General features: G+C 43.3%; 15 protein-coding genes. All 15 read right to left on the reverse strand.

The genetic code is table 11. The features are described 5' to 3' along the window. Positions 1-115 precede the first annotated feature (115 nt). Entirely contained in the window at positions 116-1,021 is a 906-nt protein-coding gene (locus GQF29_RS07885; RefSeq protein ID WP_160340775.1) for a conjugal transfer protein, read from the reverse strand. Positions 1,022-1,035: 14 nt separating this feature from the next. Next, a complete protein-coding gene (locus GQF29_RS07890) occupies positions 1,036-2,040 on the reverse strand; it encodes a bifunctional lytic transglycosylase/C40 family peptidase (protein ID WP_118011477.1) in 1,005 nt (334 codons plus the stop codon). After that, on the reverse strand, positions 2,037-4,166 hold the full coding sequence (locus GQF29_RS07895) for a CD3337/EF1877 family mobilome membrane protein (protein WP_160340776.1): 2,130 nt from the start codon (positions 4,164-4,166) through the stop codon (positions 2,037-2,039). The genes GQF29_RS07890 and GQF29_RS07895 overlap by 4 nt, the downstream gene beginning before the upstream one ends. Before the next feature lie 5 nt (positions 4,167-4,171). Then, positions 4,172-6,622 carry a conjugal transfer ATPase TcpF gene (gene tcpF / locus GQF29_RS07900; RefSeq protein ID WP_160340777.1) on the reverse strand — a complete coding sequence of 817 codons (2,451 nt, stop codon included), beginning with the start codon at positions 6,620-6,622 and terminating at the stop codon, positions 4,172-4,174. After that, on the reverse strand, positions 6,609-6,998 hold the full coding sequence (locus tag GQF29_RS07905) for a conjugal transfer protein (protein WP_021865983.1): 390 nt from the start codon (positions 6,996-6,998) through the stop codon (positions 6,609-6,611). Before GQF29_RS07905 ends, tcpF begins: the two co-directional genes overlap by 14 nt. A 115-nt stretch (positions 6,999-7,113) precedes the next feature. Then, the gene (locus GQF29_RS07910; RefSeq protein WP_008393064.1) at positions 7,114-7,602 is read right to left on the reverse strand and encodes an antirestriction protein ArdA; all 489 of its coding nucleotides are present in this window, start codon (positions 7,600-7,602) and stop codon (positions 7,114-7,116) included. A 23-nt stretch (positions 7,603-7,625) separates the two neighbouring features. Beyond that, positions 7,626-8,129 carry an antirestriction protein ArdA gene (locus GQF29_RS07915; RefSeq protein WP_040015660.1) on the reverse strand — a complete coding sequence of 168 codons (504 nt, stop codon included), beginning with the start codon at positions 8,127-8,129 and terminating at the stop codon, positions 7,626-7,628. Next, on the reverse strand, positions 8,102-8,347 hold the full coding sequence (locus tag GQF29_RS07920) for a hypothetical protein (protein WP_015530244.1): 246 nt from the start codon (positions 8,345-8,347) through the stop codon (positions 8,102-8,104). Before GQF29_RS07920 ends, GQF29_RS07915 begins: the two co-directional genes overlap by 28 nt. A 67-nt stretch (positions 8,348-8,414) precedes the next feature. Beyond that, on the reverse strand, positions 8,415-9,011 hold the full coding sequence (locus GQF29_RS07925) for a hypothetical protein (protein WP_054688755.1): 597 nt from the start codon (positions 9,009-9,011) through the stop codon (positions 8,415-8,417). A gap of 59 nt (positions 9,012-9,070) precedes the next feature. After that, positions 9,071-9,292: a hypothetical protein gene (locus GQF29_RS07930; protein WP_008393067.1), complete on the reverse strand. Its 222-nt coding sequence runs from the start codon at positions 9,290-9,292 to the stop codon at positions 9,071-9,073. Positions 9,293-9,385: 93 nt separating this feature from the next. Beyond that, positions 9,386-10,591: a MobT family relaxase gene (mobT, locus tag GQF29_RS07935; protein ID WP_464227765.1), complete on the reverse strand. Its 1,206-nt coding sequence runs from the start codon at positions 10,589-10,591 to the stop codon at positions 9,386-9,388. A gap of 182 nt (positions 10,592-10,773) precedes the next feature. After that, positions 10,774-12,177, reverse strand: coding sequence for an FtsK/SpoIIIE domain-containing protein (locus GQF29_RS07940; RefSeq protein ID WP_009203305.1), 1,404 nt, complete (start codon positions 12,175-12,177; stop codon positions 10,774-10,776). A gap of 16 nt (positions 12,178-12,193) precedes the next feature. Further along, entirely contained in the window at positions 12,194-12,586 is a 393-nt protein-coding gene (locus GQF29_RS07945; RefSeq protein ID WP_009203304.1) for a YdcP family protein, read from the reverse strand. A gap of 15 nt (positions 12,587-12,601) precedes the next feature. Beyond that, a complete protein-coding gene (locus tag GQF29_RS07950; protein ID WP_005363246.1) occupies positions 12,602-12,916 on the reverse strand; it encodes a YdcP family protein in 315 nt (104 codons plus the stop codon). Between the two features lie 249 nt (positions 12,917-13,165). Beyond that, a complete protein-coding gene (locus tag GQF29_RS07955; protein WP_160340779.1) occupies positions 13,166-16,600 on the reverse strand; it encodes a VaFE repeat-containing surface-anchored protein in 3,435 nt (1,144 codons plus the stop codon). Positions 16,601-16,699 lie beyond the last annotated feature (99 nt).

Below are 16,699 nucleotides of genomic sequence, written 5' to 3' on the forward strand. Positions count from 1 at the left end.
TCCATATGTCGATTAGCAACATCTAACTATTATCATACTGTATTTTTTATCCCAAAACAATAAAAACATAAGCGTGCAAATCCGATTTATGTGGAAATGCACGCTTTTCTTCATGTTATTTTACAATCTTCCAGTTACTATCTTTTTCCAGCGTTAAGTCAAAATGTGAAATTTGCGTTGCTTTTGTCCTTTGGTCGAGATATTTTACCGATACCGATACTTTCACTTGTTCACCGTCCTGTGTGAAGATTGGATTTACCAGCTCCGAGAACACATACTCACAGTTTACAGGTTCCAGCACATTCCCCGATACATAGTAGGCAAGTTCTTTTTCTGTTGCGGTAGGATAGAGCTTAAAGAATGTTTCCAAGAACTCTGTTACTTCCTCCATAGTGGCAGCGTCCACCGTTCCGTCCGATTCCTTGACTTTTGGTTCATAGCTGGATTTTGTCGGTATGCTGCTGATGGTCGGATTCTGCGTGATAACCATGTTTCCGTCACCATCTACATGAACCACCACCATATAAGCGGAAGTGTAACCGATAGAAGTCTCTCCCTCTGTTACCGTCTGATCTACCGAGTAGACAACGGTAAAGTCGTCCGTTCCAGCCGCTTCAACCTCCCAAATCTTAACGTCCGTCACCGTAGAGCTTGTGGGTATATCCTGTCGTACCGTATCAACATTCAAATCCTGCAAGCTCTTTGTCAGATATTGGTTGATGGCTGCGGTTCGTTTCTCAATGGATTCCTGCGTATTGCTCCAAGAATAGTAGGACTTCGCAAAGGCTTTTACAAAGTTCTCTATCTTGTTGGTATCAACGATACGTTGCTCAATGACTTCTTTCTCATGTACCGTGTGCATATCAATGGCGGTGAAATTCTTATACACCCCAAAGCTGACGCTTGCAATCAGCACCAGCCATAAGGCAATCACGGTTTTCTTGTGTGTGCCGACTTTCATCACAGGCACTTTTTTCTCTTTCTTTGGTTTCGATTCCTTATCCTTTTTCTTAAATAGCATAGCACCATTCCTTTCTAATTGGTTTTCACCCGTCCGGCACCAATCAAGTGTTGCTGCCAGTACGAGCTTGTTAAATCTGCATATCCGATAGGATCGCCAGCATGATACATTCTGTTGTTTCCAGCATAGATTCCTACATGAGTGACGTATGTTCCAGCGTTATAGGTTGAGTGGAAGAATACCAAATCACCAGCTTTTGCCTGTGACAGCGGTATGTGCTGCGTAGCGTCATACTGTGCCTGTGCGGTACGGGGTAAGCTGATACCAGCCTTTCCGTAGCACCACTGAACCAATCCCGAACAGTCAAAAGAAGTGTTGGGATTGCTGCCGCCATACACATACTTCCAGCCTTGATACTTCAACGCTTCATTGAAGATTGCCTGTGCGGTAGCGTCACTGAAACTAGGCACAGCCAAATACTGGCTGACTAATTTTACATAGAACATATTCCCGTACTTGTAACGCCAGCCGCCATTTTCTTTTATGGAAATGTCATTCTTATAGGTGACTTTGACACCGCCGGATTTACCCTTTGCGAAGCTGACCGCCAGCTCAAAGGTGTACTTCTTTCCGTGTTTTGCTACATAATCAATGAAGCCGCCACCATAGTTATAGGACTGTACCACTGTGTTGATGTCACAGTCTTTTGCTTCTGCGGATTTCAAAAGCTCCGAGAAGTATTTACACCCCTGTTTGATGGAATCCTCCACGGATAGGGAGTTAAGCGGTAATCCTAAAGATTCACTGGCTTGCATAACGTCTGTCGTGCCAGTGCCGCCGGATTCCACCTGCATAATCGCAAGCAGATAGTTCACATAGTCAGAGATTCTGTATTCCTTTGCATACTTTTCTACCGTAGACTGATGTTTCAATACTTCCGCTGATAGGTTCAGTCCAGAAAAATCAAGACTGGAAGAACCACTTTCTTCATCATCTGAGGTCACGATAAACAGAAACAGAAGCAGACAGATAATCACTGTGAAAATCCCACCGAACACAGCAAAATGCCTTAACTTCATTTCTTGCCGCCTTTCTTACTTGTAGATTTCTTCATTGTTGATTGATTTGTGGTCTTTTTCTGAACCGTCTTTGTCTGCTTCTGACGTTGTACCGTTTGCCTTGAAATATCTGTGGTAGCTTGTGAATGTTTATTTACTGCTGATGAAGCCTGTTTATCTGCCGGACGGGATTCTCTGACAACCTGTGTTCTTACATTCTCCTGTGATTTTGTCACAGGCTCCTTACTCTTGCTTGATTGCGGCTGCTCCTTTGTCACTGTGACAGGACGCTCTTTGACATTCTGCTCCGGCTTTAAAGCTGCCGCCTGTGAATCCGATTTTAGAGGAACAGGCGTTGTGGCTGGTCGCTCATGCACCGGGGCAGCTCTCTTTGTCGCTGATCCGTTGATTTGTCGCTCCTTATCCACAATCGGACGCTGCGGATTCTTTTTGTCTGACTGCGGCTGTTTCGATACCGATTTTTTATCCACAATTCCACGCTTTGAGGTAGACTGTGATTCCTGTGTATTGCTTTGTGAACTATGTACGGTCTGTGAGGAATCCGTCTGACTTTTCTTATCCGGCAATGCAAGCGGCTTCTGTGATTTGGAATCCGGCAGAGCTGGCGGCTTGCTGTTACCTCCACTGGAAGAAGCAGAAGTATTGTGATTTGCTCTGGTATGCGTATTACCTGTCTGTTTGGTATTGTCTGCCTTTTTTGTAGAAGCAGAAGCCGCCGCAGCACCAGCTACACCACCAGCAGCACCAGCCGCCATTGTCCTACCGATTTTACGCTCCAAGCGTCTTGCCCTGCGGTTGAGGAACATATACGGGTGTCGCATGATTCGTCTGCTGACTTGCTGTGTATCGGAGGATTGCAGGCTGAACATTGCCATCAAGTCACCTAATTTAAAATAGATTCCGGCAAAGGTGACTATCTGTAGAAATGCCACCATGAAAAACGGATAGCCGGAGGAAATGGAATAAAACATAGTCGAGATACTAAAGGCTGTGGTAATAATCAGTGTGATTCCGGCTCTCATCATAATGGTATTGAACAGCTTCGTAAGAGCCTTTTTTGCCATGCCCTCATAAGTCGGTATCATGGAGAGGATAAAACTAATCGGCAGGAACATGGCGTAAATGATGAATAGCACCTGCGAGAAAATCATCATGCCGGTAAGCAGAAAGACAAATGCCGAGATACCAATATTGAAGATAAACAGGAACACTACCATACCTAAACGGGTCATGGTCTTTGTGACGCTCAAATAGTCATTGTCCTTATCCTCGATTTCCTCAATCACAACGTCCTCTCTGTCGTCCGTGTCTGGACTTTCCGATAACAGGCTTTCCACACGGTCAGAACCGAGCGTTTCTATATCCGATTCCCCGTACTGTAAAAGCAGCCACGGTTGTTTCACCTGTATGGAAAACAGGCTGTCTCTTATTAAATCTACGCTGTCTTTTCCTTTGCTGTTGGAATCGGGCAGCACGATTTTTGTACCGAGCGATAATGCCGAGCTGCTTATATCTGCGGAAAAGTCATTGATTTTGCTGATATAGTTTGGGGCATAGGCAATAAAGGACGCTGACAGAATAAATACCACAAGAAAGTTGATAACCGCATGAATGGCTTTTGTGGTTTCTCTTTTTAACAGTCCTGTGTATGCCACATAGATTCCCATTACCAGAATGAGGATAAGCAGGAATCCTACATAAAATCCCTCACTGGAAAAGCCATTGGAAGTCACACCAGCTAATGTCTGAATGTTCTTTCCGATAGAGCTTGCAGTATCAGAGATAAAGTCCAGCTTATAGGCTTCCTGTACTACATAGCCTGTCGCATTGGAAATGTATAAGCTCACCGTCCAGACAAAGTTTGTGATGGCATATAGTCCGTACTGAATACTTTTGCCGATACCGTCAAGCCAGTTCCACGGCAGCCAATCCCAACTTGAATCCACATAGAAATCAAGCTGGTAGTTTTCCAGCGGATATTTGGAATAGGTGTTAGCGTCACTCACCGTATTGTCTACCAGACCAGCCGCATGAGCTACCGTACCCGTGATAGATAAAAATACCAGCACACCGAGAATCACCGAAAGCGTGATAAGCAGATAACGGACTATTTTTCTCTTGTCCATAGGCTTCACCTCATTTCTTCCGTCTGTACTGGCGGTCTGGTATCAAAGGCATGGAACAGGTCAGAGAATACAGGGTGAATCTGGATAACGCCCACACGCCCATACAAATCTTGAAACAGGCATTGTCCGTTTTCCAAATCCCTAAGTCGTTTCTGGTTGCCCTCGTCCTCCTTATCCACACCAAAAAATTCAAGGGTATTTTTGATTTCTTTTATATCTGTGCTACGAAAGGCAAACTTCAAGCCGATATTGTTCTTCATCTTTTCGTCGTCCACATCACCAGAGTTTTGTGTCACAAAGTACACAGCGGCATTCATGGAACGACCAGCACGAATCAGCTTGTTAGAGAGTGCTTTTCCCTGTGCTACCTGCAAGAACGTCCACGCTTCGTCCAAATCCACCATCTTGAAAATGCTCCTATCCGAATGGATAAAATCTAAGGCAAAGGTACTGATAACGATAAGCATTGCCACGGAAAGCAGCTCCATTGTGGTATATTCTTCAAATTTTGTGTCCTTGTCTGGCAATACAAGGTCAGCCACCTGTATGATGTTAAGCTGTCGGTCTAAACTGATGGATTGTTCCACATCACCGTCCGAGAATAACAGGTGTGCAAAATCATAGTCCGTCATGCTCTCAATATGGTCTGCGATATTCTCTGCCACGAGTGAACCATCTTTGCGGAGTTCATCAATGACACGGAGCAGTCCTCTTTTTTTGCTCTGGGTAACAGAACGGATTGCACGCCTTAATACAGGGAACTTCTCACCGTCACGGGAAGAAATACCTGTAAGGAATGTTAAAATATCAATCGCAAGGCTTTCAGCGTCTTTTGTACGCTTCATAATCACATAAGGGTCAAGAAGTCCTTTGTTCTTATTCTCGCTGGTAAGGTTGACGATTTTGATTTCATGTGCAATATCGGGTAGTGTTTCCTGCCAGTTGCCACGCTCTGATTTAGGGTCTACAATGACCGCTTTTCCTCCAAACAGCACCGCATAATAGATGATAAGGTTGTTACAAAATGACTTGCCACCGCCAAGAGAACCAAGAAAAGCGGCAGCTAACGCATTGGTGACGGAACCCTTAACGCCCTGTGCCGCAAGGCTGGGTTTCAGATATACATTTTTTCCTGTATCAAGGTTATAGCCGATATAGATACCGTCCGTTTCCCCAAGCTGCTGTGTCGCACCGAATCCAAGTCCAGCCAGAAAGTCAGAAGTGACGTATTGGATATAATCATTGATATATCTTTTGCTGGACGGGATAAACTCACCATGCAACCCCAACATATCACCGAATGGGCGTACCAGCTTCACATTCAAATCGTCGTAGAAGTCCTTGACTTCATCACAGCGGCGTTTCAGTTCTTCCAGAGTATTAGCCGCCACACGGATAACGTAGGACAGCTTATACATGGATTCTTTGGACTGGTCTAAGTTCGTTTCCAGCTCATTGACTGAATCCAGAGCTTCAATGACGTTATTTCCTGTTTCGTTGTTGGATTCCCAAGCATGATTATCCAAGTCTTTCAGCTCTTTCTTTTTGTTCCTAACAGTCGTCAGAGCCTTTTTGTTGGTGACGATTTCCACATTCATAGAAGTGGAAACGGGGAACGTGAATTGCTGTTGCTGATAATAAAATATCTCGCTTGACGGAAAATCCAGCTCACCCACGATATTGTTAATCGTGAAGTAGGCAACAAAAGTTGTCTGATCTTCACGCTCAATCTTTAGGTATCGCTGGTTTTCTTCAATCATGCAGCGTGTCGGACGGATAAGGTCATATCGCTTCACCAGTGTTTCACGCTTTGACTTTCTTATCGGGAGGTCATAACTGTAATCACTGTAGGCAACGCCGGTATTCCCGTAGATATGTTCCAAGAGGTAGCCGAAGTCGTTCTTATCTAGTCTGCGGAACTGAAAGCGGCGTGAGATTTTGCTTTCCAAGAGTTTTTCCATCTTTAGGAAACGGTTGATTTCATCATTACTCATGGAAACGAAGTCACCCATCAGCTTGTGATTGACTTCATAGATAAAATCCGCAAAGGTCATAGCTGCTGATTTTCGCATACCCTTGAAGCTGATTTCTTCCTCATTTACCAGCAGCTTGAAGCCAAGAAAAAAGCGGTAGTCAATCTGATTTTCACCAATCATCTCAACCAACGCTTCTGTCTGTTCATCTACCTTTTTACAGGCAATCTCTTTTAATCTGCCTGTGATTCCCTTTTTGGAACGCTCCTGTACTGCACGCAGGCTGTCCTCTGTGGCAATCTGTAGGGCATGGATTTTTCCGTCACGGTTCTGGGCGATAAGCTGACGGAAGTTGTCATGCACCATGTATTTTTCTTCTGGTGACAGGAACGAATAATTGTAAGGTGTCAGCTCATAGTAGGCAAAGCACTCACCGTCATGGTTGAACACCAGATTGTTTTCTATGTACTTAATCGGGAACATACATCACACTCCTAACTGCGGTCACGCTTGTATTGAATTTCTGATTTTTCAGTTTGATAGCTTTTCCTGCATAGGTCACTTTTGGTCGGAGGAAAAAGCTCACACAGGATTTTAGGAATCCAAAAGGCTTTTTTCCGTCAAAGGTCTTTTGCGATACAAACCAAGTGAACGCCACAGGGATTCCAAAGTATTTGAGAAATGCACCGTCAATCATGTTAAAGGGCGGCAGCTCCCCAAAGAGAATCACCACAAACAGCGACACCACGAACCAAGCCATCTGACTGAATGTGAGCGGGAACGGGAGCTGAAAGTCGTTGATTGCATAAATGACTTTTTCCACGCTCCATATGCTTGTATAGCTTTTGATTTTCTTCAATTTTCACAGCTCCTTTCTGTTCTAAAATGGAAACAGCAGCCTATGTTTCAAGGCTGCTGCAAAAAAATAACCAGTGTCATTTCACTGGCAGATAAAAAATATTCAGTTGTAATTGTTAATACGAGCATTCAAACACGCCATGATTGGTGACGACAAAACGCCCCTCTAAATCAAGGTCACGCCCGTAGGCTTCATAGTCTATGTAACTGCGGATTCTGTCTGGTATCTCACCCAGACTTTGACATTCATCTATGAAGTAATAGGCAACGTCTGTCATATCGTCACAATCGGGATAATGGATAATATCGTCTGCATGTTCGCACAAATCTTCCAAGCTGCTGTAATAGCCTAGCAGTTCCGATAATTCGTCCTGTATGTCCTCTGGTAAGTCCTCCACCATTTCACACAGGCGGTTGACTTCCTCAATGGGTGTGTACTCGTCAATCTCAAAGGGTAGCTCATAATCATGGATTGCGTATTCTTCGTATCTGTCATTCAAGCCGATACGTTCTGCCATCTCGTCATAATCAACGGGCGGCGTAAACCATGCACCCACAAGCTCACCCTCGTTGTATTTCCCAAGATTGGCGATATAGATTCGCATTTCTTCGATACCACATCACCCCTTTACTGATAGCGGAATACGCCGCTTGTGGTAAATAAGTATCTGTCGTCCATTTCCAGCTCACTACCATAGGAGTGATAGTCGATATGTTTCAACAGTTCGTGAGGAATCTCACCAAAAACATATTCTTCACGGATAAGGTATTCTGCCAGAGCTGCACCGTCACCCACATCATAGTAGCGTATCTCGTCCTTGTGGTCGATAAATTCCTCGAAGCTGGAAAACCATTTCTGCTGAATTGCTTTCATTTCATTGCCGATAGGCGTACCCTCCAATTCCAGCACCATGCGGCAGTTGGCGTTGATTTCCCAGAGTGGCATATCACTGTGTAAGTCAAAGGGCAGCTCATAGTCTGCAATCTCAATCTGTTCTTCATGTTCCACGCCGATTTTTTCTCGGACTTCCTCAAAGTCCACAGGGCAGTTGAACCAAGCACCGGAATATTCTTCGTCACCCTCACGATACGGTTTTGTATTGTTTAACAGGTAGATTCGCATTTCCTGCATGGTCTGTCACTTCCTTTCATCATATCCAGTATTCCCATTATAACAGCATAATCTACACCGAATACATAATGAGAAAACTTTTCTAACTGTTCTTTTGGATAATCAAGTGGTGAGTGCTGCTTGATGATTTCCCACACCATACGTTTGCGGTAGGGAAGGTCGGAAATATTTTCACAGCCGACACGCTCTTTCATATCCTCAAATATATCTGTTTTCATGTTGTCCTCCAATCTTAAAATTTGCATAGAAAAAGCAGCTAACTCAAAAGAATTAACTGCTCTTTGTCTATGATAATTTGATTCCTATTTGTTTCAAAATTAAAGTAAGTTCTTTTCGCTTTTCTGGGTCTGGTGTTCTGACTAAAGTATATCCTTCTTGCTGTATTTTTCTTAATATATCAAATGTAATATCTGCTCTAGCATTTAATTTATATAGAGTATCATCCGACATAGGTACTTTACGAAGATACCACCAGAAAGGTAAATCCAATTTACTTTTAGCATATTTTATAGTGTTGACAAAGTATGTGTCCTCATTATAGTAATTAAAATGTGGTTTGTCCTCTAAAAGATGTTTTTCCATATTTTCATAGAAATCATCTAAATGATTGTCAACTAAAATCTTTTCAAGTATTTGAGGAGGAATTTCACTCAAATACTCTGTTATCATACCAGTATTCAAAATATTTAAAGGCGTATAATAATATTTCTTTTTAGAGGAAAGAACAATGCTCAATACTACACTTTGATTATCAAATGCGTCAAAATATACATTGACATTAACATTGTGATATTGATAGTAAAATTTTAAGCAAGTAGCCTTTGTTTTTTTAGGAATACTGTTATAAATATCTACTAAATAGGCTTTTGTACTTTCTTTCACACAAAACACTCCTTTCAAATTCTGCTTAAATTATACTACTTTTACACAATAAATACAATTTACGCCCCGATAATCTTATTGAATAACTGCAACAGTACGTCTTTTACGCCAGAAGCATTGAATACCAAGCCGACAGCGATTAAGGCAATCACCAAGAATCCAATCAGTTTAGAAAACTCACGCTTGAATCCGAGATATACGCCGATAACCGCAATCGCCATGAGTACCAAACTCTGTGCGTTAGATAAAAACCAGTTGTATAAGTTCTGTCCGAAATTCATTATTTTCTGCTCCTTTCCATCATTTCAATTTCTCTTTCTGCGGCTGCTCCAAGTGAGAACAGGAATAAATCAAATAAGATATGCTTCATGTTGTCATTCCTCCGTTTCTGTAATCATTTCCTCTGTGGAAGTTGTCTGCTGTTCAATCAGCTTTTTGTGACGCTCCGAGAGCTTCGCATGGTCTAAAATGTCTTTGAGATAAGTCGTACCGTTGGTACTGTCAATCTTCTGTAAGACTTTCCAAGTGGGAGCTACCTGTCTGCTTATCCAGTTGAGCGTCCGAGTGAGCGTATAAGGCTCTGGTTTGGTCGTCAGTTTCAAACGCCCACGATCAGAGCCGATAAAGTACGCCCATTTCTCATTGGTCTGCCATTCGCTGCGTCTTTTCTCCACCTCCTTGTCAGCGAACCGCATATAACGGTTGATAATGTCAAAAGCGGTACGCTCTGCGTCATGGTAGGTCAGCAGGTCACGCACCGCATAATAGGCTCGCTCATTTTTCAGCCGGATTTCAAAACGGTTCTTGATTTTCGTATCTTCAATGGGTATATCGTATTTCACATACTGCTCATAGTCCTTTTCATAGATACAGAAATAAACCTCTGATTTGAGCGAACCGATATAAAGCGTATTTCCCATTCCGTATCTGTCCTGTTCATTGCTTCTCACCAGCTCACCGCTGCGGTAGCTCTTGAAGCTGCGGAATACGGAAATACATTCTTCACGGTTGCATTTCTCTGTCAGCTCTGGAATATCCAAGATTCCTGCCATATCGTTGATGGCAAGGTCAAGACGTTTCATCACACCTCCTTCCACCAGAGCGTCCATGAGAAAGTCATACCAGCTCCTATGCTGTGCCAGCAGATAACTTTCCATCTGCCGACAGCCTTTGCCTTTCAGCTCCAGCAGTGTGCCTTTCTCTTTATCGGGTGATGTCAGCACGAACACATCACCAAGCACATAATGTTCCGCATAGGAGTAGAATCCGTAGTCCTCATGTATCATTACATCCAGCTTTAATTGCAGAATATCTTCAACAACGTGCCGAACGTCCTGTGTGGGGAATCGGATTCTGACGTAATCCAAGACCATTTCCAACGGATTCTCTGGATTCAGCTTTTCCAGAGCGTCCGTGAATTTCCCCTTGATTTCTTCTGTCAAGGCTACTTTTCCAGATTCAATCCTGCTGACATACTCACGACTGATACCAGCCATGACCGCAAGACGATTCTGGGAAACGCCGTACTGCGTCCGTTTTTCCTTAAAATCGTTTATCCAATCGGTATCATTCAGTTTCAATCCCTCCAATCGAAAAAGAAATGTGACAGTTACCGATTTTGTCACACTTCTTTGAATGTTTGAAAAGTCCTCTGTTTTCAAGGACTTTTTGATATGTAATTGACTGTTTCCAGATAATTTGTGCCCCCCTGTTAGATAACGGGGGCAGATGGTTGGGGCGGCTTACGCCACCCCAACACAGGCTAGTCCGTACCTGCGTCTTTCGCTTCGCACGCCGCCTGTCCGTCCTGCCTGTTTTGTGACAATCTTCCTATCTCTTTTAAAAAGTCATGTCCTTTGGGTACAAGGGGAGTGTAAAACTCGGATATGACACTGTTTCCCGTATCAACATAGCCACGCCCTTTAATCTGCTTCAAGAAAAAGTCCTTGTCTACTTCACCGAACATCATACTGTACCCAAGCTCCGACATACGCCCAAGAGCCACACGGAAATTGAACTGGTCACGGATTCCATCACCGAGATACTTTGCGTCTGGACGCTGACAGGCGAGAATGAGAAAATATCCTGCCTGTCGTCCGAGCATGACTATCTGTTTCAGCTTGTTAAGGACAGCAGCATTTTCCTTTGTGGTGAGCATTTCCATGAACGCCACATATTCATCAAAAATAAGGAAGTGGGGCGATAGTCCTAAATAGGCATAGTTTTCACCTGTCCTGTAATTCTCCATGAGCTTCATTGCTTCACTTCTTGCCATCATACCGTCATAGAACCTGTCAATACAGGCGGTTATATCGTCTTTCTTGTACCAGACTTCCGGCATGACAACGGACAAATCCGCAAGGTCGGCGTTCTTTGGGTCTAAAATATACATGACCGCATTGCTGCGGAGCAGAGCTTCAATGATAGTAAGGATAAAGTAGGTTTTACCACCACCAGTGCCGCCAGCAATTAGCATATGTGGGAGCTTGTCATACTCCCACCAGACATTTTTCATCAGACGCAAGCTGCCATGTTCAGCCTGTACCTCATTGATAGTGATTCTGTTCGCAATCGTATCATAGAGCAGCACATATTCCACATAGCTGTCTTTCAATTCTTTGGAAACCAGCTCACAGTATAAGCCTGTTTCCAGCTTCTTTTCCAAGTGTAAAAGCTGGTCTTGATATTTCCCTAATGTAATTTCCGTACGGATATATAAAAGTCCATGCTCCATATGGTAATACAGTTTTGGAAAATAGGTGATTTTCTCTTTTTTAGTAGTAGCTGGCAAGTCCTTGAAGAATCCGCTATCCTGTGTGGATTCCGATTCATACCAGCCATTTTCCAACAGCATACGAGCCAGCTTTTGACGGTGAAAGAGCTGTTTCACTCTGTCATACTGGAATCTGCGATAGAAAAGGGTAGCCAGTACACAGACCAAAGCTGCCAAAACGATAGTCATTATCCTATATGGTGTGACCGTCAGATGGACACTGCCATCTTGAAAAAGCGAGATTACTTTCCAGTCCGTAGTGATGATTGTTTTTAGGTTCAGCAGCATAACCACCGCAAGGAACAGCAGGAGCAACGAACCAGACGAGAAACGAAAAACCAGCGATTTGTCACTGGCTCTGATACGATTCCCACGTTTATTGAATTGTGGCATAGGCTAAATCCTTTCCTTATTTTTTATGCTGTGGCTGCTGCGGATTGTTGGGAGCGTGGTTATTTCCGGCTGGCTGACCGTTCTTATTCTTCAAGACAATATCATCTGCTTTGATATACCAGTCAACGTCTGCACCTTGAAATGTAGCGGTTGCCACCGTATCAGCTACAGGATTGATGATTTCCACCTCTGTGTTGTAGTCAAATTCCTTTAACGGAACAGAAGCCGGAATACTCACCTGAATCATGCGTCCTTGCTCCTTACACTTCAAATCGTAGGTACGTTCTTTAATTTCTTCAGAAACCGTACCGTCCTCATTTTGAATATGTACCTCTCGTCTTAATGCAGAGAATTTCAATACTCCGAAAGTCTTTTCCTTGTCTATAATGATTCCGTTTGCTAATCTCATAATCTCTGTAACTCCTTATGCTTTCACCATATCGTCTGCTGACAGGATATAGTTCGTGAATCCTCTTGTGCCGATTTTATAACCCTCTGCGGTGATTTTAGGATTGATAAGTTTCACTTTTTCCTCTGATTCAAAGTTCTTCTCACCAGCAGAAGCGGGCAGCACCACGATAATATCATCTGCCCTCTGTACATCCGAATAAAGGTTGAAGCTACGGGAAACGACCGTCATACGTCCGTTGATCCTACGCTGTTCCACCTTATTCTCACCTGCAAACTCCAAATTCCCGAATGTCTTTTCCATGTTTGGGATAACGTGTTTTAATTCCATAAATTGTTTACCTCTTTTCTTTCTGATTTTGATTGATTTGTTATTTAGTGTCATTCTGCTGTCGAGATAATATCTGTCTGCCTGTGAATTATCAAGGGCAAGCGTTGTGCTAAAAGCACCCTTGACAATCCCCATTCAGAAAGATAAATCGTAATCAAGCAGAAGTTAGATATAGTGTCAGCCACAGACTGACTTTTTTATGATGGGCGGTGAACGGGGCGTTGCTTTCATAAGCTGATACCTCCCGTATTATTTAGACTTTTTTACTCTGCGGAATCTCTTATAACATGCAAAGATAAGACCAGCAGCGGAAATCCCCATCATGGCGAATAATGCGGCAAATGGCGTATTGTCACCTGTCTTTGGTGATGTGCTTGCCTTAGTTGGTGTGCTAGGTTCATCTGGTGTGGTAGGGGATTCTGGTTTCTCTTTGATTGTTACAGTCTGCCCCTCATCTTTGATGTCCTTATGTTCAGCCACTTTGATAGGCTCTTCTGGATTGGTTACGTCATATAATTCTTCAAAAGTAACAAGCTCCTTACCTGCAAGCTCACTGGCATTGAATGTAAATTCAATCTGAACTTCCATCTTCGTGTCAGTAGCGGTAAAAGTAAGGTCATTTTCCACACGTTTACCATTCGCCAGAAGTTCAGCATTTTCAGACTTCACCATTTCCCAACCTTTAAGAGTGTATTTCACGCCTTTTTCCAAACCGTCTAAAGTGACCGTATCAACGATAGTTACTTTGTCGTCTACTTCAATCGTCTTTTCACCTGTTGCCTTATCGGTAGCGATTGTGTGCATAGTGATGATACGTTCCGTAATCGTCACTGTTTGCCCTTCGTCCTCAATGTCCTTGTGTTCTGCCACCTTTGTAGGCTCGTCTGGATTGGATAAATCGTATAATTCCTCGAATGTTACTAGGTCTTTTCCTGCAAGCTCACTGGCATTGAATGTAAAGGCAATCTGGACTTCCATGCTAGAATCTTTTGCAGTAAAGGTATAGTCACTTTCTACAGGTTCACCGCCAATCAAAAGCTGTGCGTTTTCAGACTTCACCATCTGCCAGCCTTTGAGCTGATAGGTTGTACCTTTTTCCAAGCCATCTAAAGTGACCGTATCAATGACAGTTACCTCTTTACCAGCAACAATCATCTTTTCACCTGTGGCTTTGTCGACAGCGTTGGTATGAATTTCAATCACTCGTTCTTCGATAGTCACGGTCTGCCCCTCATCCTCAATGTCCTTGTGTTCTGCCACTTTGATAGGCTCTTCTGGATTGGATAAGTCGTACAATTCCTCGAATGTCACAAGGTCTTTTCCGCCAAGAGCAGAAGCATTGAACGTATAGGAAACCTCAACTTCCATTTCTGATTTTTTCGCAGTGAATGTGTAATTACTTTCCACAGGTTGACCGTCAATCAAAAGCTGTGCGTTTTCAGACTTCACCATTTGCCAGCCTTTCAACTGATATTTTGTGCCTTTTGTCAAACCATCTAAAGTCACAGTATCAACGATAGTCACGTTCTTTCCAGCAACGATTGATTTTTCACCTGTCACCTTATCTGTGGCAGTCGTATGGATAGTGATTTCTGGCTCGTATTCATCTGTAAGCGTACCTAAATCCACGACTACTTTATTTCTTGACACCACTACATCAAATGCCGGAATTAGCGTCATTCCCTTGTTGGAATCGCAGCGTAATTCTTCGATTGTGTAAGTATCATAGAGCAATGCACCTTTGCTGTCGTCTGGTGTGGAAGTACCGAACCAGATACCGTCCTCACTGGTCTTTCCGGCGTTGGTATTCTGCTTATGAGATACCCAATCAGAGGAAGTGGAAAGCTGACCATTTGCGTCTGTCACAATGATATGGCTCTCACCAGTCGTCTTGCCTGTGATCCTAAAGGGAACATTCGCAAGTCGCTTGTGAGTGCCAGCACCGATTTTTACACCCTCAATATCTCCACGCTTAATCTGGTTGTAGATGGAATGTGCTTCATCTGTTAAATCCACGATTTTTCCATCTTCTGTGATTTCAAATTCAATCGGTTTTGCACCGTCCGTCAAATATCCCTCTGGGGCGTTGCTTTCCTCAATATGGTATTTTCCGTATGGTAATGTATCGGCGGCAGTTGTAGCGATACCGTCAACGCCAGTATGGATTGTTTTGACGACTTCATTCTTGTTGTATAACTTGCCATTTACCAAGACAGCGTTATCATTTAAGGAAATGATTTCAAAGGCAGTATCTTTCAAAGTCGCACCGCCTTGTGCTTTTGTATCTTTGGTTTCAAGGTCACGTTTCTGGATTTTGACACCGCCACGGATAACCTTGTCTAATACGGAATACTGGTTGCTGCCGCTTAACGCTGCAAGCTCACCATCTTCTGTAATCTGTGCCACATAGACACCTTTTATCTGTTCAGAACTTCCGGCAGCCTGCATATAAGCACCCTCCAATAAGTAACCGTTTGGAGCTGTCTTTTCTTCTACAGTGATAGTACCAAGCGGCAAGCAGATAGTACCATTCTGTGTATAGAAGCTGTCACCCAATACCTTGTAGGAATCGGCTAATCTTGTGATGTAATGGACTTCATTGTTGCTGTCTTTTTCAGCGATTGTCTTTGTCGTCCATGTGCGTGTTGGTTCTGATGGAAGATTGTCTTTTGTATAGTAACCGTCATAATACTTCCAGACGAACTCCGCACCCTCTAAAGAAGCGTTACCCTGTGGCGTAGCTTTGGAAATTTCCATATCAATCTTGAAAAGCTCAACCAAAGTGTCAGTGACTTTTGGTTTGTCGCTGACTTTTAAAGTCGTAGTTTCATTAACCTTGACCGTCATAGTATAGACGTTCTTATCTAACTGGAATCCCTTTGGAGCTTTCGTTTCTTTCACATAGTATGTCGCAGCTCTTAATTCCACAGTGTCCGTATTACCATTGGCATTTGTCGTAAGTATGGCAACAGATTTCGTGCAGCCTTTATCAGAATAGACACCATAAGTCGCACCAGAGAGAGAATAGCAGTCATTCCCGTTTGTGACTGTGGTATTACTGGAAGATTTCTGAATCTTGCCATTGCCGACAGCCAGCTCTGCGAAGAACTGTCCTAAATCCTGCCCCTCACCAGTGTAGATATAACCGTAACAGTCATAGCGTCCTTTATTTTCTCTTACAAAGGCTTTCGCTCCGGCGAATACTTCATCTTGCACGGATTTTGAGATTTCATCATAGGAAGCTCGTACATTGTCACAGCTCCACCCAAGATGGACGCTCAATCTCTGCCAGACTACAAGCTGTCTTAAAAGGTAGGCGTGCTGGCTGCTCAATCCTGTATGGCTTTTCGTGTACTGTTTGACGTATTCAAGAGATAAAGCAACGTCCTCTATCTGGTCGGCAGTCATGCGTGTACTTGCGTCACTTCTGGTCTTATATCCATTCTTAAAGCCTGTGTTGATGTCGATACAATAAGCGTCCTCGCCCTCAACGGTCATATGCCCCTCATTAAATGTAGAGCCGATAGAACCATCATTCATTACTTTCTCAACAATGCCGACACGTTCCTCCGATTCTGTCCAGTATTGTGTTTCCGCAGCATGGACAGCAGTTGTGGGTAGAGCAGTAAAGACGGTTGCGAGAGTAAGAACACCTGTAAGCAATCGTTTCAATATCTTATTCATTTTTTGATTCTCCTTTCATTTGGGTAAAAAAATAGACGCTCATTTCTGAACGTCTGGAAATAAAAAAGGAATACCGTTTTTCAAGTATTCCTAATTCTA

It is taken from the genome of Coprobacillus cateniformis, assembly GCF_009767585.1.
GTDB classification, from domain to species: Bacteria; Bacillota_I; Bacilli_A; order Erysipelotrichales; family Coprobacillaceae; genus Coprobacillus; species Coprobacillus cateniformis.

Excerpts from the sequence above, each read along its gene's own strand:
- GQF29_RS07885 (WP_160340775.1), bottom strand. The coding sequence starts at position 1,021 with ATGCTATTTAAGAAAAAGGATAAGGAATCGAAACCAAAGAAAGAGAAA.
- GQF29_RS07890 (WP_118011477.1), bottom strand. The coding sequence starts at position 2,040 with ATGAAGTTAAGGCATTTTGCTGTGTTCGGTGGGATTTTCACAGTGATT.
- GQF29_RS07895 (WP_160340776.1), bottom strand. The coding sequence starts at position 4,166 with ATGGACAAGAGAAAAATAGTCCGTTATCTGCTTATCACGCTTTCGGTG.
- tcpF (WP_160340777.1), bottom strand. The coding sequence starts at position 6,622 with ATGTTCCCGATTAAGTACATAGAAAACAATCTGGTGTTCAACCATGAC.
- GQF29_RS07910 (WP_008393064.1), bottom strand. The coding sequence starts at position 7,602 with ATGCGAATCTATATCGCCAATCTTGGGAAATACAACGAGGGTGAGCTT.
- GQF29_RS07915 (WP_040015660.1), bottom strand. The coding sequence starts at position 8,129 with ATGCAGGAAATGCGAATCTACCTGTTAAACAATACAAAACCGTATCGT.
- GQF29_RS07920 (WP_015530244.1), bottom strand. The coding sequence starts at position 8,347 with ATGAAAACAGATATATTTGAGGATATGAAAGAGCGTGTCGGCTGTGAA.
- GQF29_RS07930 (WP_008393067.1), bottom strand. The coding sequence starts at position 9,292 with ATGAATTTCGGACAGAACTTATACAACTGGTTTTTATCTAACGCACAG.
- GQF29_RS07940 (WP_009203305.1), bottom strand. The coding sequence starts at position 12,177 with ATGCCACAATTCAATAAACGTGGGAATCGTATCAGAGCCAGTGACAAA.
- GQF29_RS07945 (WP_009203304.1), bottom strand. The coding sequence starts at position 12,586 with ATGAGATTAGCAAACGGAATCATTATAGACAAGGAAAAGACTTTCGGA.
- GQF29_RS07950 (WP_005363246.1), bottom strand. The coding sequence starts at position 12,916 with ATGGAATTAAAACACGTTATCCCAAACATGGAAAAGACATTCGGGAAT.
- GQF29_RS07955 (WP_160340779.1), bottom strand. The coding sequence starts at position 16,600 with ATGAATAAGATATTGAAACGATTGCTTACAGGTGTTCTTACTCTCGCA.